Raw genomic sequence first — 24729 nt, forward strand, 5'->3', positions numbered from 1 at the left:
CCCCCATCTCAAAGTTCGATATGAAGCAAAGAAGATAGGTGAGGGATGAAGAAATCCCTGTTGATTAAAGTTTCACTTTATTGCTGAATTGCGTTCTATTTTTGTTGAACACCCATTCTCTGATAACAATAAAGCTAAGCGTAAGCGTAGTGAAAAATCAGGGTGTGAAATGTCATAATCAAATAGTTGATTACATTTTGCGATACGATATTTTACTGTGTTTTTATGAATATATAATCGTTTGGCAGTTTCTGTAATTTCACATTGACAATCTAAATAAACTTGTAAAGTACGGCGCAACTCTTGCCCGGTTTCATTTGTTGGGCAAGCTAAAGATTTTAACGTATGTAAGCAAAAATATTGACCATGTTCGGTTGGTATAAATTGAATAAGCTCCATAATTCCTTTTGATTCATAGAAATGTATAAAAGATTCATAAAGGTTTTTTTGACTTTGCGTAAATGTTTCCATTGCTTCAACGAATGAATAATGAATGGCCTCTGTTTTAAAAACCTCATTTCCACCAGCAAAGGATAATGAAACAGGAAAAATTGTACTGAACTCGGATGAAATAGTAGCTAATGTATCCTTTAAGTTTTTTTCTTGATTTTGAAGCAATATAGCAAATTTATCATCATTATGAATGGGGAAAAGTAATGCATCAATAAATTTTTCATCCAGTTTTTTTTTTAGCCATTCGTAAGCAAGAGCATAAATGTCTTCTTCAAATTTTACTAGATCTTTTGTGTTTGTTGTTTGATCCATACCGGCTACTAAAACTCTATAGAATTTTGAAGCAATTAGCCCAAATGGTTTGCCGTAATCTAACCAATTTGAAATATATTCTGCATCTTGTGAATTTCTTTGAGTTAATGTATGGAAAAAATCTTCACGTAATAGACGAGTACTTTCTTCTAGCTTTAAATTTTTATAAATTGTAAAGGAAAGAACAATATTAGCTTGTTCTATTGCTAGTTGAGAAAATGGGTATGGAATTTGATCAGCTTTTAGAACAATAAGTAAATATGGATAGTAGGCAGTAATTTTTATGGGAAATACTGAAACTAGAAGATTACCTTCTTCAGCATGTTCTAGTACAAAAGAAATTTCTGTATTAAGATCTGGTTCTTTTTTTAGTTTATCTTTAATTAAAGAGACGGTTTTTTCTTCAAATATAGGGTCTTTTATTAAATGTCGCGATGTTGCAATAGTTTCCATAAATGGGTTTAACAGGAGAACGGGTCTTTTAAGCACTGTACTTAAATGTCTCGTTAAAGATTGTAAAGTGGCACCATGAATTAACATTTTAGAAAATTTTTGCTGAATATCTAAAGCATAGTGCATTTTTTCTGTTTGATGATCCCAAATATAGGAAAGTAATTGATGCGAAATAGTTCCAAGAGTTGTCGTCATTGGAATTCTTAAAATAGGGAAATGAAGGCGGTTAGCTGTTTCAATGACTTTTTCATCTAATTCGTCAATGAAACGACCTAATTTTATTCCTAACCCAGCAGCAGGTAGTTCATTTAATTCTTCAATCATTTGGCAAAGTAAATCAGGATTATCTTTAAAAGCCATTGCAGTAGTTAGTAGAAATGTATTTTTAGGGACATAAGCAGCAACGTCAGGTGTTTCCGTTATCTCTATTGTATCTGCAACCCTACTTAAATCAGCTTTATCATTTAATAAACTAATATTAGAGAAACGAGGAATGTTTAATAAATCTGCAATCGTTATCATTTATGGTTCTCCTTTATATTTACATGTAAGTATATTGTACTTTGCTTAAATTTATAAAGTCAATTTATTGATTGTTTATTATGAACATAAGTGTGGCAATCATTTGCTTTCTTTACATAACTTTTAATCCTCTTTATTCATTTAAATGATAAAGTTGAAAAATTGCTCACAAAAAACCAATGAGCAAAGCTGTTTTATAAAGTGAAACTTTGATTAGTGGGGGGGCATCACCGGCTAATCATTAGCCCTCACCATTCGGGCTTTTACGGGCAGTTTATTCCCCAACTAACTTTTTGACTTCCTGCCGAATTTTGAGGTGGGGGTATTACTGCTCGTTAATGTGGGATAAAGTGCACTATAAAAATATTATGTCAACAAATATAAGATGGATACAATAAAAGCACTGTTTTGCTAAAACAGTGCTTTTCGTTTTGATTGAACGGTTGCAGCATTTTCATCTTGTATTCCAGCTTCAGCAATAATTCGTTTCTTTGCTTTATCTAATAGATGATTCACTGTTTCGCCAAAATAGTTCGCTTCTTGCTTTGTGCGGGCTTCTCGTAAACATCGATAGTTTTCTATCAGTTCCTCTTTTTCAGAGTCTGTTAAGAAATCTTCTACTTTCTTTTTTGTCATACGAAACACCCTTTCTTCTGACAGACGACGCATTTCAGAATATTTATTTCTCATTATAACAATAATTTTTAGCGGAAGTACATATTAACGTCGTAATAGTTTGTCAATTTCTTGTATTTTTTCATCTGCTTTACCAATCTGTGTATTTTTAGCTTGTTCACCGCCAAGTGCTTGATGAAGTAAAAAGGTTTGTCCAGAAATAGCAGTAACGATGGAAACTTTCACAATCTCCTTCACTGTTGTCGCATCAAATAAAACAAGTCCAAGAAGTGCAGTAAGGCTACCAATCAAAATATCAGTGAAAAAACCAAGATGAAAAAATGTTTTTAGACGGCGTGGAAGCAACAATTTGCCTTGATGATTAATAAGATGGGCAACAAAACCGGTAACGCCACCAACGAGAACAGCTGTTAGCCACTGATACATCTCCATCAAATCCACTCCTTTTAGTGAATACAATTCGGTTTGTCGCGTCTTCACTCCTCTTTTAATTTTATATACACATATTGAGAAAATTTGGTTTGACTGTATGTCTGCTTATCTTTATTTTAATAGAAAGTTAAAGTTTATTTCAGTCTATTCTATTGTCAATGTTTTTATTATGATAAAACTAGAAAATGGGATAACGGTGTATCGTATAATCAACACTACTTATGTTTTCATGTATTAGAAGATGAAATCAGCCATCGTGGGCAAATAAGAACAATAAAAAATACATATCTGAAAATTTCGTGAAATGAAGTAGCTTTTCAAAATGAAATTACATATAATGAGAATAATTATAAAAAGAACGGAGTGATGTATAATGGCGATTATTTATATGAATGTAACAGCGAATACAAAGGTGGATGGAAAGAGCGGTACTTTGTAAAGAATCGCTAAGTCCTTCCACTGGGCTTATAATAGGGAGGATACAAAGTTGAATCAAAATCGTTTAGAATCGTTTGGATGGGATTCTTTTTTTGAAGATCAATCCTTAAAACAATATGAAGTAGGACGTATTTTACTAGAACATAAACACATGTACCGTGTGATGTGTGAGGATGGGGAATGTGTCGCGGAATTATCAGGAAAGTTTCGTCATGAGACACTAGTAAAAGGTGATTATCCAGCAGTTGGTGACTGGGTGCATATAAAGAAAATACAAGATGAAAATAAGGCGATTATTCACAGTGTCTTTCCGAGAAGAAGCTCCTTTTCTAGACAAGCAGCTGGTGAGAAAACAGCAGAACAGATCATCGCAGCAAATGTGGATTATCTTTTCTTAGTGAATGCATTAAATGCTGACTTTAATGTGAGACGAATTGAGCGTTATTTATTATTAGCATATGAAAGCGGTGCCGCGCCTGTTGTTGTGTTAACAAAGAGTGACCTATGTGAAGATGTAGAACAAAAGATACTGGAAACAGAAGCGGTTGCAATAGGTGTTCCCATCTTTGCCGTTGATAGCGTGCAGCAAGAAGGCATTCATTCATTACAGCAATTTGTAGCTTCCGGAAAAACGATTGCTCTTGTTGGCTCATCTGGTGCAGGAAAATCAACATTGCTAAATGCTTTAATAGGGAGTGAAGTTGCAAAGACAGGTGGTATTCGCGAAGGAGATAGTAAGGGGAGGCATACAACGACCCATCGTGAGTTGTTTCAATTGCCAAATGGTGGATTAGTTGTTGATACACCTGGAATGCGAGAACTACAACTTTGGGAAGGAAGCGGTGCAATTCATGCAACGTTCTCTGATATTGAAGAGGTAGCGAAAGAGTGTCGTTTTCGTGATTGTGAACACGAAAATGAACCGGGTTGTGCAGTTCGCTCTGCCATTGATAACGGTGTTTTAGCAGCAAATCGTTTGTTGAATTATAAAAAACTCCAAAGAGAAATTTCTTATGCTATGAGAAAACAAGATCCGGTTCTTGCTCGTGCTGAGCGAGACAAATGGAAAAAGATGACGAAGCAGCATAGGAAAAAATAGTAAACTAAAAACCAAAGGCTTCTGTAGGAAGCCTTTGGTTTTTAGCCGTGGTATCGCATGTTAATTAAGAAATTTAAAGTGAATCGTGAAAAAAGTTAGACAACTATATCCACTTATTATTAAAATGAAGTCGGAAAATAGAGGGATTTGTCATATGAGTGTATAATTCTTTATAAGAAAACTATGTAAAAAGGAGACAGGTATGGGAGTTTATTGGGGAGAGAAGAGGCATTCCTGGCTTAGTTATGCTTCATTTTGGTTAAGTATTTCATTTTTTCTTATCTTTTTGATTGAAGTGTTTGTACTTAAGACACTTTTAAATAGTTCAACCAGTGTGGTACACATGATTAAATATTTCTATTTCATATTTGTACCATTAAACCTTATCCTTAGCGTAAGGCTACTGCTTAAAAAAAATGAAAAAAAGACATTACCGATATTTAGTTTTATCGTATCATTATTATTTACAAGTTTTATCGTCGTATTAGCTCTAGCTGCGGCGGGTAAAATACTTTAAAGAAAACAGGAATGATAAAAATCATTCCTGTTTTTTTCTTTGAAATTTATTCATAAGTAGAAGTTTAGCTATGTATATAATAGGCAGATGAATACGGTAAGAGAAGGGATGTATGGTACAATAAGTGTGTAAGTGATAGAGAAAAAGGGTATATAAAATACTCATTGTTTTTTAGTAAGAGAGGGGTTATTTTATGCTACACGAGGCTTTGATGTCATTATTTCAAGTTGCTCCAATTGAAGATGGAAAAAATGGCTGGAAATATGTAATCCAAGAAAAGGATAGCAAGTATTCACTTGTTGATTCTGTATCCACAGCACATATGAATGTGGAATTACTTTTTAATGAATATGATGAGCTGCGTCTTACTTTATATAAAGACGGTCACCCAATTACAACAATACAGCGTATAGCGATTTTAAAAGCTGAGTTAGAAGATGATGAAGAGGGCATTCGATTTGTTTTAGAACGTATGCCAAGTCGAATGATTCGCTTACAATTACAACCATTTCTTGCAATAGAAATGGGGCTGTATTGGGAAGTATGTGAAGACTGTGAATGAAAAAGCATCCGTGTATAGCGGATGCTTTTTACGTCTTTTGTAATTGTTTGAAAGCGATAATTGGAAGCAGTATGATACTGACCCATCCGATGATAGGGTACAAAATGTGAAGAAGTTCACTGTAGCCGATATAGCTAAAGCAATAACTGATGAGTAAAATAAAATAAATAATGGTGTTATTTTTCCAACCTGTGATAGATTGCATTTGTTTTGTCATACCAAATATATTGCCGACTAGTGTTGTAAACACTTCTCCAAAAATAATTAAAACAAAAAAGAAATGAAAAGTAGCATTAAAACGGCGTACTACTTCTGCCATTGGAATGTTATATTGGTAAAATTGCTCCACAGATAAAATGGCTAAATGGCTGCATAATAGAATGAAACATAGTCCAGCTCCTCCTAAAATACCGCCCCACCAAATGGCCTTTCGATCTTTCACTTCACTTGCTAACGGTACAAGAACACTTTGGGCGAGAGATAGATTTAAGGCGACATATGTAATCGGACTTGTAATCCATTTCATATTCCAACTTTCAGCAGGAACAACGTTAAGTAGTGGTGTCGTACCATGAATAAACGTTGTAATGGAAAGTCCGATAATGAAAATCATCATGATGGGAACTACGAGTGTATTCACTTCAAATACGCCTTGTAGTCCGCGGCTCCCTATGACGATACAAGCGAGTATCGTTATAAAAATACCAAGCTGTCTTGGAAGACGAAGCTGTTCTTCAAATACAGCTCCAGCACCTGAAAGCATCACGCTTGTCACACCAAACAGAACAAGTAGCAATAAAGTATTTACAACATTTCCAAATACATCACCAAATAAATATCTATTAAATTCCTGTGCAGAAAACGCCCCGATTTGTGAAGAAAGTAGCATCATTTTCGTACCTAACCAAATAAAAAAAAATCCGCTCACACATATGCCTATTGTTCCGTAGATACCGTTTATCGTAAAGAACTCGACAATTTCTCGTCCCGTTGCAAATCCAGCTCCGACGACAGTCCCGATATAAGTAGCAGCAACCTTTTTGGCTACTTGCCATTGCTGATTATCCATGCGATCCCTCTTTCTACTATGATGGGCTTGACTTACTACATGCATATGAGCAAGCTTGGACAATTAGACATGAGAAGTGAAAGAAAGATTACATGTTTTTCTTAAGGTTGTGGGAATATTAGCGTGGTTGAATGATTAATCTCTAATATTTTGTCGAGCTGTTTGAAAGAAAAGCGTTGTATCCCGCTATTTGCGGGCAGTAATACTCCTACCTCAAAGTGAGGCAGGAAGCAAAGAAGTTAGGTGGGGGCTAATGATTAGTGGAAGATGAAGAAAACTCCGATTAAAGTTTCACTTTATTGGATTACTGTTAAAACTTTGTGACATATATGCGAATGGTTTCGGTGAGCAGGAAAAGTATGGTACAATAAATGTGTATTATTAAAAGATAATAATTCTAAAATAATAAGAGGAGTGGATAGAATGAGTACAAAAACAAATGTTGTTGAAGTATTAAACAAACAGGTAGCAAACTGGAATGTATTATATGTAAAAATACATAACTATCACTGGTATGTTACAGGGCCACACTTCTTTACATTACATGAAAAATTCGAAGAGTTTTATACAGAAGCCGCAACATATATTGATGAATTAGCAGAGCGTATTTTAGCATTAGAAGGAAAACCGTTAGCAACAATGAAAGAGTATTTAGAAACATCTACTGTACATGAAGGTACAAGTAAAGAATCAGCAGAAGAAATGGTACAAACGCTCGTAAATGATTACTCTGCACTTATTCAAGAGCTAAAAGAAGGTATGGAAATAGCAGCTGAGGCTGGAGATGAAACGTCAGCAGATATGTTATTAGCTATTCATACGACATTAGAACAACATGTTTGGATGCTAAGTGCGTTCTTAAAATAACACTGCAGGGCCCTATTGAAAGAATTTTCAATAGGGCTTTTTTGTAAGTTTTAAGTTTTCCTTTTATGGTATAATGTAGTAAAAAGGAGGCGATGGAATGTTTCGCTTTTTCAGAACTGGAAAAGAGGAGAGGACGATTACAAAAGATGAATTAGAGCAAGCGATGGCGAAGTTTCTTGAAAAGAATGCTAGCATTGTATATACGGTGTTAGTAAATGAAGATTATACAGTGAATTATGACTTGTTAAAACCATATTTACCAGCATTTCCTACAAATACGTTCATTATAACGAAGGAAACGCTTGAGGTATTTGAACATACATTAGAAAATATTGAATTAGTAAAAGAAATTGATGTGGTGCAGCGTGCGGTCGATCAATATGTAACTGAAAAAGAAAGATTTCCAATTGTAGAAGACGACGCTGATCGTTTAATATGTGGAATGAAATTAGCACCCTATTTAGAGCGTGTGTTAAAGAGAAAGCTATATATTTCAGAGAAGCATTATTTAGTATCGAGTCAACCAGATAAAAGTAAAAAGAATATTGTATAACAAAAAAACAACAATGAAATATTGTTGTTTTTTGTTTGCAAGGGAAGTTACCCCGCATTAACTCCCCGTAAAAGCGCGATTGGTGAGGGCTAATGATCAGTGGAGGATGAAGAAAAGCCCCACTGATAAAAGTTTCACCTTATTGTAAATCAAAAGCTTCTGCTAATAAACAATAAGATTTCAATTTATCCTTAAAATCATGGGTAATCGTTACAATCATAAATTCTTCCGTATTGTAAGCTTTACTCAACTCTAGAATTTGCTCTTTTACTTTTGCTTGATCTCCAACAATCATACGCTGGCGATTTTCTTTTATGCGGAACAAATCATAGGCACTATAGGAATAGTTTTGAGCTGTTTCAATAGAAGGAGTACCAGTTGTACGCATTCCTTGTTCTAGTAAAAGAATCGATAAGTCCAGACTGGAAGCAATTTTTTCAGCCTCTTCAGTTGTTTCGCCGCAAACGACAAAAATAGAAACAATTGATTGTGGTTTATCACCTAAGAAAGATGGCTGAAATTGTTCTTGGTATGCTTTCATTACTTCAGGTCCGCCATATCCGTTAATAAACTGAGCAAATGCAAAAGAAGTTCCTTGCTTTGCAGCAACCATTGCGCTTTCTCCGCTTGATCCAAGCATCCATAGTTCAGGAGCAGTTGGGATAACAGGAGCAGCTTGAAGGTTAGCAAATTGATGATTGCCTGGCACTTTATCATGTAAGTACATTGCTACATCTTGAATTTGTTCTGGATAATGGTCGAGTGAAATCATTTTTCCTTCTTGTAGTGCACGCGTTGCAATTGGCATGCCGCCTGGTGCTCGTCCAACCCCAAGATCGATTCGGTTTGGATAAAGCGCTTCTAGTACACGGAAGTTTTCAGCCACTTTATAAGAGCTGTAGTGAGGAAGCATAACGCCACCAGAACCGACGCGAATACGATTTGTTTTTGCTGCGATATGAGAAATAAGTATTTCCGGACTTGATCCAGCTAAACTTACAGAGTTGTGATGTTCGGATACCCAAAACCGAGTAAAACCAAGTTTTTCAACCTCTTGAGCGAGTTGTACAGTGTTTGAAAAAGCCTCAGTCGGTGTACTCCCCTCTGAAATAGGGGATTGATCTAATACGCTTAATTTAATCATGGCATATACCTCTCTATCTTAATTTACATTCTATTATATATTTACTTACGAAAAATGCGTAAGTAAATGCTCAAAATAAAAAGCGAATGCTTTCACATCCGCTTTTAGTGAGAAATACCACGTTCGTAATGATTCATTTCCACTAAGTTTAGAATATATTCGTAGTTATCGATTGCCATTTTAATTTGATTACGATCTTCTTCTGTTAAATTCACGCTTGTAAGTTGTCTACATAACAGTTGTTTTTTCAGTTCTAATTGTTTTTTTGTTTCACGATAGTCGTAAGTACGTTTCATTTTTACCATCCCTTTCCTTACAGTGCCTATCTATATAAATACAAATTAAAAACCCGACATAAAACCCTTCTTTTTAGGTGGGAGAGAGCATCCGGCCATGCATAGAAGCGGTCAGATCCTTTTCCTGCCCCATGCGAAGTGAAAACAAAGAGAGAAAACGAGTGTAGGTCACCTTTTGTTATTCATAGCCGCGGCTATATGTCGAAAAATCAAAATGGATTTATATATATCTTTATTATATGGCAAGAGAGAAGGGGTGAGAGCATATTTTAATGAATTTTTAGTGAATATTCAGAAATAAGTTGTGTTATGTTCTACTATACTTTTGAATACAATGCAGTGAATTACTGTTTTGTATTTATGAAGTAAGGGGTGGGATGATGCAAGAGCCTATGCAGTCCCGTTTCACAATAGATGAAATGCTACGAATAATCGATAAGGGTTTACCAAAAACGACACATCCAAAGCATATTCTCATTATTGGTGCTGGAATGGCCGGCTTAGTATCGGCCTCGTTATTAAAAAACGCTGGGCATCATGTGAAAATTTTAGAAGCAAATTGCCGAGTAGGAGGCAGAATAGAGACTGTTAGAATGCAAGATACCGGGTTGTATTTAGATGTCGGAGCAATGCGTATTCCGTATATACATACGCTTACGATGGCGTATATAAAAAAGTTTGGCTTACAAGTTAATCCATTTATCAATCGAAATGAGACAGATATTATTTATGCGAATGGTAGAAAAACAACCTTACAGCAATATGAAAAAGATCCAAGCATATTGCGATACCCAGTTACGATGAATGAAGAAGGAAAAACGTCAGAGGAGCTATTGTTATTAGCTGTTCAGCCGATTATTGATTTTATTAAAAGAGACCCTGATAAGAACTGGACCATTGTTGAAAAGGAGTTTGGAATGTATTCAATGGCGGCGTTTTTAAAACATCATCCGTATCAGTATAAGACATACTTTTCACCAGCAGCAATTGAAATGATTGGCGTATTACTTGATTTAGAAGGGTTTCAAGAAAGGTCAGTTGTGGAAGTTTTACGTTTTCTTTATATCTTGCAGCAAGAGACTGGATTTTGTGAAATTGTCGGGGGAAATGATGCTTTGCCAAAAGCGTTTTTACCGCAGCTACAAGACGATATTGTATACAATCAAAAGTTGATGAAGCTTCATCAGCATGAAAATGGAGTGACAGCCTATCTTCGGCATGAAGAAACGTATGAGTATAGTAGCATAACAGGGGATCTTGTGATTACTACGATTCCGTTTTCTACAATGCGCTTTGTCGAGATTGATCCATTTGATTCTGTTTCACATGGAAAGTGGAGAGCAATACGAGAATTACATTATATGGCGGCTACGAAAATTGGCATTCAATTTAAAAGTCGCTTTTGGGAAGAACAGGGGCAAAAGGGAGGGAGGATTATTACAGATTTGCCAATTCGGTATGCGTATTATCCAAGTTATGGTATCGGTTCTAAAGGTCCTGCTATGATGCTTGGGAGCTATACATGGTCATACGATGCATTATTGTGGGACGGTTTATCAAAACATGATCGCATCTATTATACATTACAAAACTTAGCTACAATATTAGGTGGTCAAGTATATGATGAATTTATATCAGGTATAGCAAAAAATTGGGCATTAGATCCATATGCATTAGGGGGCTTTGCTATTTTTCAACCTAGTCAAGAAACAGAACTACAACCTTATGTTGCGAAACCAGAAGGGAAAATATTTTTTGCGGGAGACCATACAACACTCACTCATGGCTGGATACAAGGAGCGATTGAATCAGGAATACGTGCTGCGGCAGAAGTGAATCAATTACGAGTAACTGAGTAAATACTAATTTTTTATTTTTAGATAAATTTCAGTGAAAATTCAGAAAAACATTTACTAGGTGTTTCTCTTTATATATCATTATATATAAAGGAAAAGTTAGGGGTGTTTTGTATGGATCCATTGTTATTAGATTTCCCTTCTGAATTTTACACAAAAAGGCTCCTCATACGGATGCCAAAACCAGGGGATGGAAAAGCAGTATATGAAGCAATAAATGAGTCTATAAAAGAATTGAAACCATGGATGGCGTTTGCACAAAAAGAACAAACGAAGCAAGAAATAGAAGCGAGTATAAGAAGGTCTCACATTCAATTTTTGCAACGTGAGGATTTAAGACTGCTTGTGTTTTTAAGAGAAACAGGAGAGTTTGTTGCATCTACTGGTTTACACCGTATTAACTGGGATGTCCCGCGATTTGAAATCGGTTATTGGATTGACTCTCGTTTCAGCGGAAAAGGGTATATGACAGAAGCTGTTGAAGGGATAATAGACTTTGCCTTTACCGAATTAAAAGCAAATCGATTGGAAATTCGCTGTGATGCTAGAAACGTAAAAAGTCGTGCTATACCTGAAAGGTTAGGATTTAAGTTAGAAGGTATTTTAGAAAGTGATAGTGTAGCCGTAGATGGTAGTGAATTAAGAGATACGTGTGTGTTTGCTAAGAGAAGGTAGAGCTTATATATAAATACAAATTAAAAAACCGACATAAAACCCTTCTTTTTAGGTGGGACAGAGCATCCGGCCATGCATAGAGGCGGTCAGATCCTTTTCCTGCCCCAAGCTAAGTGAAAACAAAGAGAGAGAACGAGTGCAGGTCACCTTTTGTTATCCATAGCCGCGGCTATATGTCGAAAAATCAAAATGGATTTATATAGTAACTGTTTTATAATCTTTATCCAGCCTAAATTTGAAAATTATAGAATGGATATCTATAAAAAGGAAATTATTTCATGTGGTATCATTCGTTTCGCTCCTTTAAGAATAAAAAAGCACAAACCATGAATAATACGAGGTTTGTGCTTTTTTATTACAAAATTTTCATCACGGTACAGGATGCCCATTAGAGCTTTCAAAGATTGTAAACCATTGTTGACGATCTAGTGTAAGTTTTGTTGCTTCAACAGCGGTTTTTACACGAACAAGTTTACCAGAACCGACAATTGGTATCATGTTTGCTGGATGAGCAAGTAGCCATGCGTACATGACAGAATCGATTCCATCTACGCCTAAATCATTTGCGAATTTTTGTAATGTTTCACGCAAACGTACAGCACGTTCACTTTCACCTTTAAAGATTTCTCCACCTGCAAGAGGTGACCAAATCATTGGGGCGATGCGTTTTTCTTGGCATTGGTCAATTGTACCTTTTTCAAAATGTTCGAGCTGCATAGGAGAAACTTCAATCTGATTTGTAATGAGAGGAAAATCTAAATACGAACTCAACATATTAAATTGAGAAGGTAAAAAGTTCGATACGCCAAAGTGACGTACTTTTCCATCTTGTTTTAAACGAGAGAAAGCTTTTGCTACTTCTGCTGGATCCATAAATGGGTCGGGACGATGAATGAGTAATACATCAATATAATCTGTATGTAAGTTTTTTAGAGACTGTTCAGCACTGTGTACAATATGCTCGGCACTTGTATTATAGTGAGCGGCATATCGTTCTGGAAATTTAGGAGATGGGGGAGCGATTCCACATTTCGTGATAATTTGCATTTGATCACGTAAATGGGGCTTTAATTGCAGTGCTTCACCAAATAATGATTCGCACGTATAACCTCCGTAAATATCGGCATGATCGAACGTTGTAATTCCCATTTCCATACAAGATTCAATAAAAGACAGTAATTCTTGGTCTGACATATTCCAATCTGCTAAACGCCAAAACCCTTGAATAATGCGAGAAAATTCGAGGTTGTTAGCCATTTGAATTCGTTCCATGTGGATAGGTCCTCCTTAATGATTAACGTTAGTTTCATTTATGAAAAGGCTTTCTTGTTCGGTAATATTATATAGTTATCAGGATGTACTTACAACAAATAAGTTTCATTATAAAAGCAAGCTTTTAATTATGGTATAATATACAAATATTTATCCCGCTCTAAAGGGTAGTAAGCCTTCCACTTCAAAATTTTGAGGGATCAAAAAAGTTAGGTGGAGGACACTGCACGTAAGAGCCTAATTGATTCAACTAACCTTCAGCTAAAATTATGCTGAAGGAAGTTTCACTTTATAGTCATAAGGAGCTGCACAAAATGATTCCAGTAACAATATTAACGGGATTTCTCGGTTCAGGGAAAACAACGTTATTAAATCGTATTTTGTCTGAAGAGCACGGTAAGAAACTAGCGGTTATTGTAAATGAGATTGGTCAAATCGGTATCGATAATCAACTAATTATGAATGTTGAAGAAGAAATCATGGAAATGACGAATGGCTGTCTATGCTGCACAGTACGTGAAGATTTGCTAGTTGCGTTAAAACAGTTATTAGATGTTAGAGCGGAAGGGAAAATGGATTTTGATGGTTTAGTGATAGAGACGACAGGGCTTGCGAATCCAGGACCAATTATTCAAACGTTCTTTTTAGATCCAGTAATTCAATCAGCATTTCAAATTAATGGTGTGGTAACAGTAGTAGATAGCTATCATATACATAAACATTTTGAAAAAGGATTAGAAGCAAAAGAACAAATTGCTTTTGCGGATATGGTCTTATTGAATAAATTAGACTTAATTGAAGAAGCAGAGAAAGAGAATCTGCTTGCTGAACTACAAGGGATAAATCCAACTGCAAAAATGATTCAGACGATTAATTGTGAAGTAGATATCCCCGCTTTATTAGAAATCCAGACGTTTAAAACACGTGATACATTAGAAATTTATCCACATAAAGAGCATCATCATTTAGAAGGTGTAAAATCATTTGTATTACGTGAAGAGCGTCCGTTAGATCTACAGAAGCTGAATGAATGGATGTCAGCTGTTGTTCAAGAATTAGGGGAGTACTTATACCGTTATAAAGGGATTTTATCAATAGATGGAGTAGATCGCCGCATCGTCTTTCAAGGTGTTCATACACTATTTGCTGCGTCTTATGATAGGGAGTGGCAAGAGGGAGAAGAACGCGTGAGCGAAGTTGTCTTTATCGGAAAAGATATTAATAAAGAGTGGTTTCAAGAGCATTTTCAAGAATGTATTAAATAAGCCTGCTTTATTATTATCAAGACCTAAATTTTAAAAATGCTTGAAAAATAAAAACGCTAACATATTATATATGACTAATATGTTAGCGTTTTTTATTTTATCTTGCTATTTGCGGGTAGTAATACCCCCACCTCAAATTGTTGCAGAAAGAAAAGAAGTTAGGTGGAGGATAAACTGCCCATAAAAGCCCGATTGGTTCAACTATATAAATCCATTTTAATTTTTCGACATATAAGCCGCGGCTATGGATAACAAAAGATCACCTGCACTCGTTTTCTCTCTTTGTTTTCACTATGTCTGGGCAGGAAAAGGATCTGACCGCTTCTATGCATGGTCGGATGCTCTCTCCCACCTAAAAAGAAGGGTTTTATGTCGGTTTTTTAATTTGTATTTATATAATAATCAGTGTTATCAGAAGTAAATACATATGGGTTGCTTAACATTAGCTTACTGTTAGTGAAAGAAGTAGTCTCACTTTCTTTATTCCACAAGTATCGAAACGGCACTATATATCAACAATAAAGCCATAATTACATTAAATTGACTTCTATACTTTGATAAGAAATTTTGAAAAATGGAACCAAACACACTCCAACAAAAAGTGCTCATAAAACCAACAAAAGCTAGAAATAACGAATAAAATATTAAGACAAAATTTGAAGTGTGATAGGGAAGGATGAAGGTTGATATTGCAGTTATGCCATATAAAATACCTTTCGGATTTATGAATTGTAAAAACATTCCTGTTAAAAAACTGTTATTCTTGTCCCCATCATTGTCTTTATCATTATTTTTACTGGTAATAATTTTTATAGCCAGATACAACATATAGATTGCACCTAAGATAGTCATAATAAATTCAATTTTAGGAATAAAATTTTTAAGCAAAAGATTAAAATAACTAGACAATAACATGATTACAAAGAAACCTGCACCTACCCCAAAACAAAATCGAATTGTCTTTTTTAATCCGTATTTGTTAGCCAATAACATTGCCATAATATTATTGGGACCTGGAGTAAAGCTAGTAACAAAAACATATAACAAAAATGATAATAAAGGCATATTGGAACCCCCTTTGTAATGTATGTTATAATGATCAAAATGAACATTATAACGATTTTCATTTTATTGTACAATACGTACGTTATATTGTACAGAAGTAAGGGAGTGTGTTTATGGAGGAAATACATCTTATCATTGCAAAAAACTTAAAAGCCTTTAGAGAAAGCGAGAAATTAAGTCTTGAAAGGGTTGCAAATTTAACTGGAGTAAGCAAAACGATGATAGGTCAAATTGAAAGGGGGGAGTCGAGCCCTACTATTACAACTATTTGGAAAATAGCAAATGGATTAAAGATTTCTTTTACTTCACTAATAAATAATCCGCAACCAGATACAAAAGTTGTTTTAAGAAGTGAAATTCAAACATTATCTGAAGACAACGGAAAATATCGAGTCTATCCCTACTTTCCCTTCGAAGATGATAGACGCTTTGAAGTTTATTCAGTCGAGATAGAAAAAGGTGGATTCCTAAGTGCTGCTTCGCACAGAGAGGGAACTGAAGAATTCTTAACTGTTTTTGAAGGGGAACTAACTGTACGTGTAAATAACAATGAATATACAGTAAGAAGTGGTGATTCTATCAGATTCAAGGCTGACAGACCCCATACCTATCATAATTCAGGGGGAACATTAACTCGATTAAGTATGATTATATATTATCCGGCTTAAAACCCCCGTTCTTGTAGAACGGAGGTTTGCTTCTGTTTTTATTTGTGCCTTTGTAACAATACAGTTATTGGGCTACGTCTCCCATCTCAAGATTCTGAGAAATTAAAAGAAGATAGATGGGGATAACTGCCAGTAAAAGCTCGATTGGTGAGGGCTAATGATCAGTGGGGGATGAAGAAAACCACCACTGATCAAAGTTTAACTTTATAATGTGCTTAGTCTCTTCCAGCTTCCACTAGTTTTTTCGCAACAATTGCTGGCTTAACATGAAACATCGTCATATGATCACCTTGCGTAGTTACTAATCGGAATAAACCAAGGCGACTCGACATATGAGGATGCCAACTGTATTGTTCACCTTGCGGAACAGCTATATCTTCTGTTAAGTAAAAATAGCTTTTGGGAATGTTTGACTTATAAAATTTAGAGAGATTAAGCTTCTCAAAGAGTGGTCCAGCAGGTTCTGGCGTGACTGTTTCATAAATTTTTTTCGCTAATGAAAGGTCAGCATTATTCATAAATGTTTCTCTCCAAATAGGAAAAGGTAATTGGATAGCATGATCTTTTGATTTCTTCGTAAGCTCAGTCCATAGCTGTTTTCCTTCAGCAGGAATTTCATCCGCTACACTATTTCCATCTGCGAGAACAAATGCATCCATAAAGACGAGTCTTTTGATTCGATCTGGAATTTGTTCCGCAACTTTAGAAATAACAGTACCACCAAAACTATGGCCAACAAGAACAAAATCCTTTAAATTTCTTTCTTTCACATAGTTTACAACTGATTTTACATAATCCGTATGTTTTACAGATTTATTTTTATCTTTTCCATGCCCCGGTAAATTAGGCGTATGTACTTTATGTCCCATTTGTTTTAATTCATTTGCGGTTTTGTCCCAATAGCTAGAATCCCCCCAAGCGCCGTGAATTAAAACAAAAGTAATTGGTTTTTGCCGCTCTACATCTATTTCAGCCTTTGCTGAAACATGAAACCAATTACTGCTAAATAAGATGAAAATAGAAGTGAGAACGACAAATGAGAACTTTAATAATTTCACGATGTAACCTCCGTCGTATTATGATTTTGCATACACAATCATATAATTTCGCTGGAAGATTGTTTTTATTCCTGATAAATATAGAAAGGGATATACAAAAAAGACAATCTAAATTAGATTGCCTTTTCCTTTATATATAACTCCATTACAACCCCAACAACAGGCCCGTCATCGTCAATATCACCAGTCAAGCGAAAGCCGAACGACTCATATAATTTCATTGCTAGTTTGTTATCGGGATGAAGACTTAAATAAATTTTTTTACAATTGTATTTTTGTTGTAAATGCCCAATTAATAAACGGAGAAAACGTTTCGCATAGCCGTTTCCTTGAAATTTGTGATCGATCATAAAGCGGTCTAGCCATGCACTTTCATCTTTTTCGGAATGCCAGCCGTACATTGCATATCCAACGAGTATTTCTCCATCATATAAGCCAACTGACGTCCCGTTTTCTTCAAATATCGATTCTGCTAAAGAAAACGCATTGCTTTCAATGAATTGCTGCTGCCCCTTTGCTACGTCTAAAGCAGCGACTGAACGCCAATTATGTGCTGTTACTTCACAAATGTGAAGATTCATAGTTCCATCTCACTTTCTAAATCGTTATATCTTTAAAACTAATATGGATAATTTTACTTGTTATTTCTTGTAAGTCAAGCTGAAAAGTAGAAAGATAAGGAAGAGGAGAGAAGAGAAGGTAAGATATAAAAAAGACCGCTGAAAATAGTTCTCCAGCAGTCTATAATGAAATGACATTTTAATTTGTTGCTTCTTTTAATGAATTCACGTTTTCTTCCATTAATGTAAAGTAATCTTTATTTTGTTTTGCGTCATCTTCTGAAATGGTTGCAAGATGATTTAATCGTAAAATTTTTGTTCCTGTTTCTTTTTGAATGACTTCTGCTACTTTCGGAGTAGAGAATGTTTCAAATAATATATATTTTAAGCCATGTTCTTTCGCTGTTTTTGAAATGGAAGCAAGTTCTTTTTGTGACGGTTCATCAGAAGCGGAAATCCCGGCAACTGGAATTTGTTTGAGACCGTAGCGTTGTTCCCAATATCCATATGCAGCGTGAGAAACTAAAATTTCTTTCGTTTTGGCATTATCTACGACTGCTTTAAATTGATCATCTAAGTCAGTAAATTTTGTTTGTAAGGCAGCGAAGTTTTTCTCGAATTCTTTTTTGTGCTCTGGTTGTAATTCAACGAGTGCATTTTTTATTTTTTCAGCTTGTTTCATCGCAAGCGTAGGGTCAAGCCATACGTGTGGATCTTTATCATGATGATGCTCTTCTTTATGATCTTTTTCGTCATGTTCATGATGTTCCTCTTCAGATGAAGAACGAAGCTCGATACCTTTAGAAGCATTAACAATTTTCACATTTTCTTTTTTTAATGCCTTTTCCATCTTTTCAGCAAATGGTTCTAATTCAGCACCGTTATATACGAATAAATCTGCTTTCGCAACTTGCACCGTTTGTTTTTGACTCGGTTCATATGTATGAGAATCCGCACCTGGTGGATAGATTGTTTCTACGTTTACATAGTCACCACCGATCTTTTTAGCAAAATCAGCAAGTGGAAAAATTGTTGTATACACAGACAGTTTTCCATCTTTTTTTGCCCCTCCATCTTTTTTGTTGGAGCATCCAGCAAAAATTAATGTAAAAATAAGTACAAAAGAAAATGCGATTAACCTTTTGTTCATGTAATTCTCCTCTTTTCTTTCTTTTCCAATTTTATTTTCCCCAAATGAGGGAGAAAATATATTTTTGTTGCAAAACGGAATAATTACGTTTTACGTTGCGAACTTAGTATAATACATCTTTACGAAAGTTGCAATAAATAATAATCATTACGATTTGTATTTTGTTATAAAGTTGTCAAAAAGAACTGTATTATTTTTATGATTGTTGCATATGTGACAGTGCTGCTTTCATATATTGAGGGAGAGGGTATGAAAAGGGGATGAGCGATTGGATTACTTAATGGAAGCGATTCTATTGCTATTAGCAGTAGTCTTACCGTTAACGTGTGTTCTTATCTTTTTAAAGACATTAATAGGGAATTTAGGCGATTCTACGATCATAACAAAGATACGAACAGAGAAAGAGAAAGAAAAAGAGTAAGCAAAGCGCTTGCATCATGCATAGTGCTTTGCTTATGATAAAATGAGATAAAGTGAAACTTCTATAAGCGGAAGTCTCACTGCCCGTTAAAGCGGGATAAAAGTAGATAAAGAGGTATAAAAATAAATGAACAAACGAACAGCGTTAGTACTCGGTGCGAGTGGCTTAGTTGGACAAGAAGTGACGCAGCTATTATTAGACTCAGATTACTATGAGTCGGTTACAATTTTTGTAAGGAAACCGCTTCAATGGGAGCATGGAAAATTGCAGCAAAAACAAGTAGATTTTTCTATTTTAGAAGAATATAAAGAATTTTTTGCTGTGGATGATGTATTTAGCTGTCTAGGGACAACAATTAAGAAAGCAAAAACGAAAGCTAATTTTAAACAAGTTGACTATGAGTATACATTGCGTGCGGCTTGTTTAACAGAAATACAAGGTGTACAAAATTTTCTTACCATTTCTTCTATGGGTGCAAATCCAAAATCTCTTTTCTTTTATTCACAAGTAAAAGGGAAGATGGAAGAGGAAATTAAAAAATTGGTGATTGGTGGTATTCATATATTTAGACCGTCATTATTGCTAGGAGAACGAGAAGAATTTCGTTTCGGGGAAAGATTGGCGGAGAAGATATTGGGTATTATGCCATTTATATTTAATGGTGCTTTTAAAAAGTATAAACCGATTACAGCCGAGCAGGTTGCAAAAGGGATGTATTTAGCGGCATTGCGCGAAGAATCTGGTGTTCATATTTATAATTCATCAGAGATTACAATGATGAAATAACGAAAACGAGAAGGGGAATCCTTCTCGTTTTTTGTTTTATCCCGCTATTCGCGGGCAGTAATATCCCCACTGATTAAAGTTTCACTTTATTTAAGATTTAGTATGGGTAGCGATGTTTCCACGAGCACGACGATATTGATACGGTTCTTGTAATTCAAAGCCGAGTTCGTTTGCTGCTGTTCTTGGAAAGTATGGATTGCGTAGTAGCTCACGGCCAATAAAGATTAAGTCAGCTTCACCCTTTGTCAAAATTTCTTCTGCTTGAGTACCACTTGTAATAAGACCAACTGCGCCGGTAGCGATATGAGCATGTTCTTTTATATGTTTTGCATATTGAACCTGATACCCTGGGTATACGTCGATATGAGCAGGAACAACTGCTCCAGAGCTACAATCAATGACATCTACACCTTGTTCTTTCATCCACTGTGCAAATTGAACATAGTCATGCGCTGTTAAACCTTCAGGATGATGATCATTTGCAGAGATACGGACGAATAAAGGTCCATTCCAGACCTCATTTACAGCGTCAATAATTTCATTTAAGAAACGGTAGCGATTTTCTGGTGATCCGCCGTATTCATCACTCCGTTTGTTGGATAATGGAGAGAGAAATTCATTAATGAGATAGCCATGTGCTCCGTGTAATTCAATGATATCAAACCCAGCTTGTTTGGAGCGGTATGCACCATCTTGAAAAGCTGCAATTGTCTCTTGAATTTGGTCTTTACTCATTTCAACAGGAATTTTCATTGTATCATCAAATGGAATTGCTGAAGGAGCAACGGAATCGATATGTAGTTCTGCTTTTCGTCCAGCGTGTGCAAGTTGAATGGCTGCTTTTGCACCGTTTTCGTGAATCAATTTCACAGTTTCCTGCAATCCTTCAATATGATCATTACTCCAAATTCCTAAATCTTTACTAGAAATGCGCCCTTCTAGTGCTATAGCTGTAGCTTCTAGCATAACGAGACCGACTTGACCTGCTGCTCGTGATGCATAATGAACATGGTGAAAGTTTGTTACTTTTCCATCTTCATTTACAGAAGAATACATGCACATTGGTGACATGACAATACGATTTTTTAATGTAATGCCTTTAATCGTATAAGGTGAAAAAAGTTGATGGTTCATATTTATTCCCCCTTATTGCAGTTTCTTCCATTGTAGCATTATCATTTTTTGTTTCCATAATAAAACGCTTATTCTCGAAATTTTTGATCTTTGTGATACAATTACGAATATGAGTGGAATTGGAGGATAAGAGCATGTACCAAGCATATTATGATAGCGAATTAGGATGTATTGAAATCACTGCAAATGATGAAGGAATTACTTCAGTTATATTTGTAGAAGAACGAAAAGAAGAGAACAAGAATCCGATTGTGGAGCAATGTATTACGGAGTTAGATGAATATTTTCAGCAGAAGCGTACCGAATTTACAGTACCGCTACAAGCGGATGGAACGCCGTTTCAAAAGAATGTATGGGATGCTCTTTACACTATTCCGTATGGACAAAGTGCTTCCTATTTAGATATTGCGGAACAAGTTGGAAATACAAAAGCAGTGCGTGCAATAGGTGGTGCAAATAGTCGAAATCCAATCTCTATAATTGTACCTTGTCATCGTGTAATTGGAAAAAGTGGTAAGTTAGTTGGTTATGCAGGTGGCTTATGGCGGAAGGAATGGTTATTAAAACACGAGGGTATTTTGAAATAATTGTATAATCCTATACCACTTAAATGAGCGGTGAACCAACCAGTTGGGGGAAAGGATAAATCGAGGAAAGAGGGATTGTTTTGCGTTGTATAAATTGTGGGAATCCTTGTCCTGACGGTCAGTTCAATTGTGAAGATTGTCAGCGAATCGTGCATCATGGAAAAATAGAGGAGATCTCACCGATTGAAAAAGATATGGAACAATATGTTGGGTCTCATTATCCACACTTTAAAAGAAAATGGGATATAGAAGAGAAACGAATAGCAAGGTGGAGTTGGAATGGGTGGGCTGCCATATTCCATGCAGGGTGGTTTGGCTACCGGAAATATTACTTACCTGTATTTCTATTTGTATTTTTACTAGTTGCCTGTGATGCCTTTTCATATTATATGGGATTCAATGTGGCACTTCCCATTATTAATATGGTTCCGCTCACTTTTATATTGCTGATCCTTGGTATGATTGGATTTGGAATTTTTGCGAACAGCTTATATTTTCGATTTGCTGAGCGGAAAATTTATCGCCTAAAAGCAAAAGGTATCGAAAATGAAGAGGTAGAGCGTTATCTCATTCGTGATAGTGGAGGAACCAGCAAGATTGGAGCAGCTATCGTTACGATTTTGACAGCTGCTAGTATATTTATGAGTCATTTTTTCTTTCCAACGGATCGGGATGTCATTCAAGAAGTACGAACAAGTTCATTATATGAATATCCATTCTTTTCAATTGGAGAATCATTTGAACAATATTTTCAGCAGCCAAGTTGGACGTACTATCGTGGTACGGACAGATTAGAGCTTGTTGAATTTCATGGATATAGTCGCGGTGCGAACCGGCAAAAAGTTGTGATACAATTTGTTGTAGATTACCATTTACATGAAGTTGAACCGTATGCACTTGAATTAAATGGTGAACCACAAGGAGAAAAAGAGTTCTTGAAAATGATGGAAGACGTGTTTCGCATACAAAATCCTTTTGAGTTAGATGATGGATTGCAATGGGACGATGAAAAAGAAATGCTATAAGAGTTGGATTCAAAGACACATTACGTGTTTTTTGAATCTAGCTCTTTTTAATTTAAATAAAGAAAAGTATTTTAAATTATCAGAATGTTTTGTATAATACTATCATACATGCACTATCGTATACATATAGAGTGGGGGGAAAGGGAGAATGAAGAAAAAAATTTCAATGCTTGCTGCACTTACGTTATCAACAAGTATATTTGTTGCAGGTTGTGGAAGTGGGGAGAAAGTTTCCACAACAAAAAAAGATAAGGAGAAGGGAGTCGCTGATAAACAAGTATTAAATCTAATAGAAGCAGCTGAAATTCCTTCGATGGATACGTCCAAATCAACAGATTCGGTTTCGTTTCGCGTATTCGTAAATGCAATGGAAGGGTTATATCGTTTAGATAAAGATAATAAGCCGACTCCAGGTATGGCGAAAGATGTGAAAATTAGTGAGGATAAGAAAACATATACATTTGAACTCCGAGATGCGAAGTGGTCAAATGGGGAACCTGTTAGAGCACAAGATTTTGTGTACGGCTGGCAACGTACGCTTGATAAAGCACTCGCTGCGGAATATGCATTTATTTTATTTGATATAAAAAATGCGCAAAAAGTTAATAAAGGGGAATTGCCACCAGATCAGCTAGGTGTGAAAGCAAAAGATGATAAAACACTTGTAGTAGAATTAGAACAACCAACCCCATACTTTATTGAGCTTACATCATTTCCAACGTTCTTTCCTTTAAATGAAAAGTTTGTGAAAGAGCAAGGGGATCAACATGCATTAGAAGCTGATAAGGTTTTATACAATGGCCCGTTTACTTTAAGTGAGTGGAAGCACGAACAAAGCTACCAATTAAAGAAAAACCCAAACTATTGGGAGAAAGATAAAGTGAAATTAGAAGAAATTAATGTAAGCATCGTAAAAGAAACGAGTACCGGTGTAAACTTATATGATAGTGATCAGGTTGATCGTGTTATTTTAAGTTCTGAGTTTGTCGATAAATATAAAAAGAATAAAGCTGATGAGTTTAAAACGAAATTAGATCCTCGCATGTATTTTCTTCGTTTTAATCAACAAAATGCGACGTTGAAAAACCAAAAAGTACGAGAAGCAATTGATTTAGCATACGACAAAAAAGGAATTGCGAATGTTATTTTAAATGATGGTTCATTACCAGCTTATTTCTTAGTACCAGAAAAGTTCACAACAGGACCAGATGGGAAGGACTTCCGTACAGTAAATAAAAATTTCCGCGATAGTAAAAATAATGCGGAAAAAGCAAAAAAACTATGGGAAGAAGCAAAAAAGGAACTTGGCCAAGATACAATTACTATTGAATTGCTAAACGATGATAATGGTACTCGGAAAAAAGTTGGCGACTTTATTAAAGAAGAGCTTGAGAAAAATTTACCTGGATTAAAAGTGAATATTAAACAGCAACCATATAAACAAAAATTAGATTTAGAGAAGAAATTGCAATATGAGTTTTCTCTATCGGCATGGAGCCCAGATTATCCAGACCCAATGACATACATCGATATGTTTGTGACAGGAAGTTCATTTAATGAAATGGCGTATTCGAATCCGAAATATGATGACTTAGTTACAAAAGCAAAAGGTGAATTATTAAACGATGATAAAGCACGTTGGAAAGCGCTTGTGGAAGCAGAGAAAATTTTATTTGATGATGCAGCAATCTCACCTGTGTACCAACAAAGTACTGCCTATTTAGAAAAAACGTATGTAAAAGGAATTGCGAATCATACATTTGGTGGTGATTTTAGCTATAAGTGGGCGTATGTTACAAAAAAATAGTATAATGTAAGATGCGTGAATTTTCACGCATCTTTTTTCGTATGAGG

At 35.5% G+C, this 24729-nt stretch carries 26 protein-coding genes; 14 read left to right on the forward strand and 12 right to left on the reverse strand.

From position 1 onward, the window contains the following. Nucleotides 1-72 precede the first annotated feature (72 nt). The 3 genes from QRE67_RS09645 to QRE67_RS09655 all read right to left on the reverse strand — a co-directional run bounded on the left by QRE67_RS09645 (nt 73) and on the right by QRE67_RS09655 (nt 2808). The gene (locus tag QRE67_RS09645; protein ID WP_286124652.1) at nt 73-1740 is read right to left on the reverse strand and encodes a PucR family transcriptional regulator; all 1668 of its coding nucleotides are present in this window, start codon (nt 1738-1740) and stop codon (nt 73-75) included. 411 nt (nt 1741-2151) lie between these two features. Beyond that, entirely contained in the window at nt 2152-2376 is a 225-nt protein-coding gene (locus tag QRE67_RS09650; protein WP_286124653.1) for a hypothetical protein, read from the reverse strand. Between the two features lie 84 nt (nt 2377-2460). After that, nucleotides 2461-2808, reverse strand: coding sequence for a DUF4257 domain-containing protein (locus QRE67_RS09655; protein ID WP_286124654.1), 348 nt, complete (start codon nt 2806-2808; stop codon nt 2461-2463). 487 nt (nt 2809-3295) lie between these two features. Between QRE67_RS09655 and rsgA the strand changes: the two genes are divergently transcribed. The 3 genes from rsgA (at nt 3296) to QRE67_RS09670 (ending at nt 5424) form a co-directional block, all read left to right on the forward strand. Continuing rightward, nucleotides 3296-4345 (forward strand): ribosome small subunit-dependent GTPase A, encoded by a 1050-nt coding sequence (gene rsgA / locus QRE67_RS09660; protein WP_286124655.1) that lies wholly within the window; start codon nt 3296-3298, stop codon nt 4343-4345. 202 nt (nt 4346-4547) lie between these two features. Continuing rightward, nucleotides 4548-4862 (forward strand): hypothetical protein, encoded by a 315-nt coding sequence (locus tag QRE67_RS09665; RefSeq protein WP_286124656.1) that lies wholly within the window; start codon nt 4548-4550, stop codon nt 4860-4862. A 193-nt stretch (nt 4863-5055) separates the two neighbouring features. Then, nucleotides 5056-5424: a DUF3979 family protein gene (locus tag QRE67_RS09670; RefSeq protein ID WP_286124657.1), complete on the forward strand. Its 369-nt coding sequence runs from the start codon at nt 5056-5058 to the stop codon at nt 5422-5424. Between the two features lie 28 nt (nt 5425-5452). Here QRE67_RS09670 and QRE67_RS09675 read toward each other — a convergent pair whose 3' ends face one another. Further along, nucleotides 5453-6493 (reverse strand): YkvI family membrane protein, encoded by a 1041-nt coding sequence (locus QRE67_RS09675; RefSeq protein ID WP_286124658.1) that lies wholly within the window; start codon nt 6491-6493, stop codon nt 5453-5455. Nucleotides 6494-6916: 423 nt separating this feature from the next. Between QRE67_RS09675 and QRE67_RS09680 the strand changes: the two genes are divergently transcribed. Both QRE67_RS09680 and QRE67_RS09685 read left to right on the forward strand, forming a co-directional pair. Continuing rightward, nucleotides 6917-7360: a Dps family protein gene (locus QRE67_RS09680; RefSeq protein ID WP_286124659.1), complete on the forward strand. Its 444-nt coding sequence runs from the start codon at nt 6917-6919 to the stop codon at nt 7358-7360. Nucleotides 7361-7457: 97 nt separating this feature from the next. Beyond that, nucleotides 7458-7913, forward strand: a complete 456-nt coding sequence (locus QRE67_RS09685) for a DUF3939 domain-containing protein (protein WP_286124660.1) — start codon at nt 7458-7460, stop codon at nt 7911-7913. A 139-nt stretch (nt 7914-8052) separates the two neighbouring features. Here the strand turns inward: QRE67_RS09685 and QRE67_RS09690 are convergent, their stop codons facing one another. Continuing rightward, nucleotides 8053-9057 (reverse strand): LLM class flavin-dependent oxidoreductase, encoded by a 1005-nt coding sequence (locus QRE67_RS09690; RefSeq protein ID WP_286124661.1) that lies wholly within the window; start codon nt 9055-9057, stop codon nt 8053-8055. Nucleotides 9058-9161: 104 nt separating this feature from the next. Next, the gene (locus QRE67_RS09695; RefSeq protein ID WP_286124662.1) at nt 9162-9353 is read right to left on the reverse strand and encodes a DUF3896 family protein; all 192 of its coding nucleotides are present in this window, start codon (nt 9351-9353) and stop codon (nt 9162-9164) included. A gap of 380 nt (nt 9354-9733) precedes the next feature. Between QRE67_RS09695 and QRE67_RS09700 the strand changes: the two genes are divergently transcribed. Further along, the gene (locus QRE67_RS09700) at nt 9734-11212 is read left to right on the forward strand and encodes a flavin monoamine oxidase family protein (RefSeq protein ID WP_286125238.1); all 1479 of its coding nucleotides are present in this window, start codon (nt 9734-9736) and stop codon (nt 11210-11212) included. Between the two features lie 111 nt (nt 11213-11323). Further along, the gene (locus tag QRE67_RS09705; protein ID WP_286124663.1) at nt 11324-11884 is read left to right on the forward strand and encodes a GNAT family N-acetyltransferase; all 561 of its coding nucleotides are present in this window, start codon (nt 11324-11326) and stop codon (nt 11882-11884) included. A gap of 369 nt (nt 11885-12253) precedes the next feature. Here QRE67_RS09705 and QRE67_RS09710 read toward each other — a convergent pair whose 3' ends face one another. Further along, nucleotides 12254-13156, reverse strand: coding sequence for an aldo/keto reductase (locus QRE67_RS09710; protein ID WP_286124664.1), 903 nt, complete (start codon nt 13154-13156; stop codon nt 12254-12256). Nucleotides 13157-13470: 314 nt separating this feature from the next. Here QRE67_RS09710 and QRE67_RS09715 point away from each other — a divergent pair, with 314 nt between their 5' ends. Further along, nucleotides 13471-14421 (forward strand): CobW family GTP-binding protein, encoded by a 951-nt coding sequence (locus QRE67_RS09715; protein WP_286124665.1) that lies wholly within the window; start codon nt 13471-13473, stop codon nt 14419-14421. A 480-nt stretch (nt 14422-14901) separates the two neighbouring features. Here QRE67_RS09715 and QRE67_RS09720 read toward each other — a convergent pair whose 3' ends face one another. Beyond that, nucleotides 14902-15486: a LysE family transporter gene (locus QRE67_RS09720; RefSeq protein ID WP_286124666.1), complete on the reverse strand. Its 585-nt coding sequence runs from the start codon at nt 15484-15486 to the stop codon at nt 14902-14904. 113 nt (nt 15487-15599) lie between these two features. Between QRE67_RS09720 and QRE67_RS09725 the strand changes: the two genes are divergently transcribed. Further along, on the forward strand, nt 15600-16154 hold the full coding sequence (locus QRE67_RS09725; RefSeq protein WP_286124667.1) for a helix-turn-helix domain-containing protein: 555 nt from the start codon (nt 15600-15602) through the stop codon (nt 16152-16154). 215 nt (nt 16155-16369) lie between these two features. Here the strand turns inward: QRE67_RS09725 and QRE67_RS09730 are convergent, their stop codons facing one another. The 3 genes from QRE67_RS09730 to QRE67_RS09740 all read right to left on the reverse strand — a co-directional run bounded on the left by QRE67_RS09730 (nt 16370) and on the right by QRE67_RS09740 (nt 18922). After that, the gene (locus QRE67_RS09730) at nt 16370-17212 is read right to left on the reverse strand and encodes an alpha/beta fold hydrolase (protein WP_286124668.1); all 843 of its coding nucleotides are present in this window, start codon (nt 17210-17212) and stop codon (nt 16370-16372) included. Nucleotides 17213-17325: 113 nt separating this feature from the next. Continuing rightward, on the reverse strand, nt 17326-17793 hold the full coding sequence (locus QRE67_RS09735; protein WP_286124669.1) for a GNAT family N-acetyltransferase: 468 nt from the start codon (nt 17791-17793) through the stop codon (nt 17326-17328). 178 nt (nt 17794-17971) lie between these two features. Beyond that, on the reverse strand, nt 17972-18922 hold the full coding sequence (locus QRE67_RS09740; RefSeq protein ID WP_286124670.1) for a metal ABC transporter substrate-binding protein: 951 nt from the start codon (nt 18920-18922) through the stop codon (nt 17972-17974). A 268-nt stretch (nt 18923-19190) separates the two neighbouring features. Between QRE67_RS09740 and QRE67_RS09745 the strand changes: the two genes are divergently transcribed. Together QRE67_RS09745 and QRE67_RS09750 are read left to right on the forward strand one after the other, a co-directional pair. After that, a complete protein-coding gene (locus QRE67_RS09745) occupies nt 19191-19343 on the forward strand; it encodes a hypothetical protein (protein ID WP_286124671.1) in 153 nt (50 codons plus the stop codon). A 126-nt stretch (nt 19344-19469) separates the two neighbouring features. Next, nucleotides 19470-20129 (forward strand): oxidoreductase, encoded by a 660-nt coding sequence (locus QRE67_RS09750; protein ID WP_286124672.1) that lies wholly within the window; start codon nt 19470-19472, stop codon nt 20127-20129. Nucleotides 20130-20219: 90 nt separating this feature from the next. On the opposite strand, the gene namA is transcribed toward QRE67_RS09750, so the two are convergent. Beyond that, the gene (gene namA / locus QRE67_RS09755) at nt 20220-21263 is read right to left on the reverse strand and encodes an NADPH dehydrogenase NamA (RefSeq protein ID WP_286124673.1); all 1044 of its coding nucleotides are present in this window, start codon (nt 21261-21263) and stop codon (nt 20220-20222) included. 134 nt (nt 21264-21397) lie between these two features. Between namA and QRE67_RS09760 the strand changes: the two genes are divergently transcribed. The 3 genes from QRE67_RS09760 to QRE67_RS09770 all read left to right on the forward strand — a co-directional run bounded on the left by QRE67_RS09760 (nt 21398) and on the right by QRE67_RS09770 (nt 24682). After that, the gene (locus QRE67_RS09760) at nt 21398-21850 is read left to right on the forward strand and encodes a methylated-DNA--[protein]-cysteine S-methyltransferase (RefSeq protein WP_286124674.1); all 453 of its coding nucleotides are present in this window, start codon (nt 21398-21400) and stop codon (nt 21848-21850) included. Between the two features lie 80 nt (nt 21851-21930). Then, nucleotides 21931-22875, forward strand: coding sequence for a DUF2628 domain-containing protein (locus QRE67_RS09765; RefSeq protein WP_286124675.1), 945 nt, complete (start codon nt 21931-21933; stop codon nt 22873-22875). Between the two features lie 148 nt (nt 22876-23023). Further along, nucleotides 23024-24682: a peptide ABC transporter substrate-binding protein gene (locus QRE67_RS09770; RefSeq protein ID WP_286124676.1), complete on the forward strand. Its 1659-nt coding sequence runs from the start codon at nt 23024-23026 to the stop codon at nt 24680-24682. The last annotated feature ends 47 nt before the right edge of the window (nt 24683-24729 follow it).

Origin of the sequence: Bacillus sp. DX3.1 (assembly GCF_030292155.1) — a bacterium.
Lineage (GTDB): Bacteria > Bacillota > Bacilli > Bacillales > Bacillaceae_G > Bacillus_A.

Bases quoted from the DNA above. Each gene is read 5' to 3' on its own strand.
- QRE67_RS09760 (WP_286124674.1), top strand. From the start codon at position 21,398: ATGTACCAAGCATATTATGATAGCGAATTAGGATGTATTGAAATCACT.
- QRE67_RS09655 (WP_286124654.1), bottom strand. From the start codon at position 2,808: ATGGAGATGTATCAGTGGCTAACAGCTGTTCTCGTTGGTGGCGTTACC.
- QRE67_RS09770 (WP_286124676.1), top strand. From the start codon at position 23,024: ATGAAGAAAAAAATTTCAATGCTTGCTGCACTTACGTTATCAACAAGT.
- QRE67_RS09695 (WP_286124662.1), bottom strand. From the start codon at position 9,353: ATGAAACGTACTTACGACTATCGTGAAACAAAAAAACAATTAGAACTG.
- QRE67_RS09735 (WP_286124669.1), bottom strand. From the start codon at position 17,793: ATGAATCTTCACATTTGTGAAGTAACAGCACATAATTGGCGTTCAGTC.
- QRE67_RS09725 (WP_286124667.1), top strand. From the start codon at position 15,600: ATGGAGGAAATACATCTTATCATTGCAAAAAACTTAAAAGCCTTTAGA.
- QRE67_RS09650 (WP_286124653.1), bottom strand. From the start codon at position 2,376: ATGACAAAAAAGAAAGTAGAAGATTTCTTAACAGACTCTGAAAAAGAG.
- QRE67_RS09720 (WP_286124666.1), bottom strand. From the start codon at position 15,486: ATGCCTTTATTATCATTTTTGTTATATGTTTTTGTTACTAGCTTTACT.
- QRE67_RS09665 (WP_286124656.1), top strand. From the start codon at position 4,548: ATGGGAGTTTATTGGGGAGAGAAGAGGCATTCCTGGCTTAGTTATGCT.
- QRE67_RS09750 (WP_286124672.1), top strand. From the start codon at position 19,470: ATGAACAAACGAACAGCGTTAGTACTCGGTGCGAGTGGCTTAGTTGGA.
- QRE67_RS09705 (WP_286124663.1), top strand. From the start codon at position 11,324: ATGGATCCATTGTTATTAGATTTCCCTTCTGAATTTTACACAAAAAGG.
- QRE67_RS09685 (WP_286124660.1), top strand. From the start codon at position 7,458: ATGTTTCGCTTTTTCAGAACTGGAAAAGAGGAGAGGACGATTACAAAA.
- QRE67_RS09690 (WP_286124661.1), bottom strand. From the start codon at position 9,057: ATGATTAAATTAAGCGTATTAGATCAATCCCCTATTTCAGAGGGGAGT.
- QRE67_RS09670 (WP_286124657.1), top strand. From the start codon at position 5,056: ATGCTACACGAGGCTTTGATGTCATTATTTCAAGTTGCTCCAATTGAA.
- QRE67_RS09645 (WP_286124652.1), bottom strand. From the start codon at position 1,740: ATGATAACGATTGCAGATTTATTAAACATTCCTCGTTTCTCTAATATT.
- QRE67_RS09715 (WP_286124665.1), top strand. From the start codon at position 13,471: ATGATTCCAGTAACAATATTAACGGGATTTCTCGGTTCAGGGAAAACA.
- namA (WP_286124673.1), bottom strand. From the start codon at position 21,263: ATGAACCATCAACTTTTTTCACCTTATACGATTAAAGGCATTACATTA.
- QRE67_RS09740 (WP_286124670.1), bottom strand. From the start codon at position 18,922: ATGAACAAAAGGTTAATCGCATTTTCTTTTGTACTTATTTTTACATTA.
- QRE67_RS09675 (WP_286124658.1), bottom strand. From the start codon at position 6,493: ATGGATAATCAGCAATGGCAAGTAGCCAAAAAGGTTGCTGCTACTTAT.
- QRE67_RS09710 (WP_286124664.1), bottom strand. From the start codon at position 13,156: ATGGAACGAATTCAAATGGCTAACAACCTCGAATTTTCTCGCATTATT.
- QRE67_RS09700 (WP_286125238.1), top strand. From the start codon at position 9,734: ATGCAAGAGCCTATGCAGTCCCGTTTCACAATAGATGAAATGCTACGA.
- QRE67_RS09680 (WP_286124659.1), top strand. From the start codon at position 6,917: ATGAGTACAAAAACAAATGTTGTTGAAGTATTAAACAAACAGGTAGCA.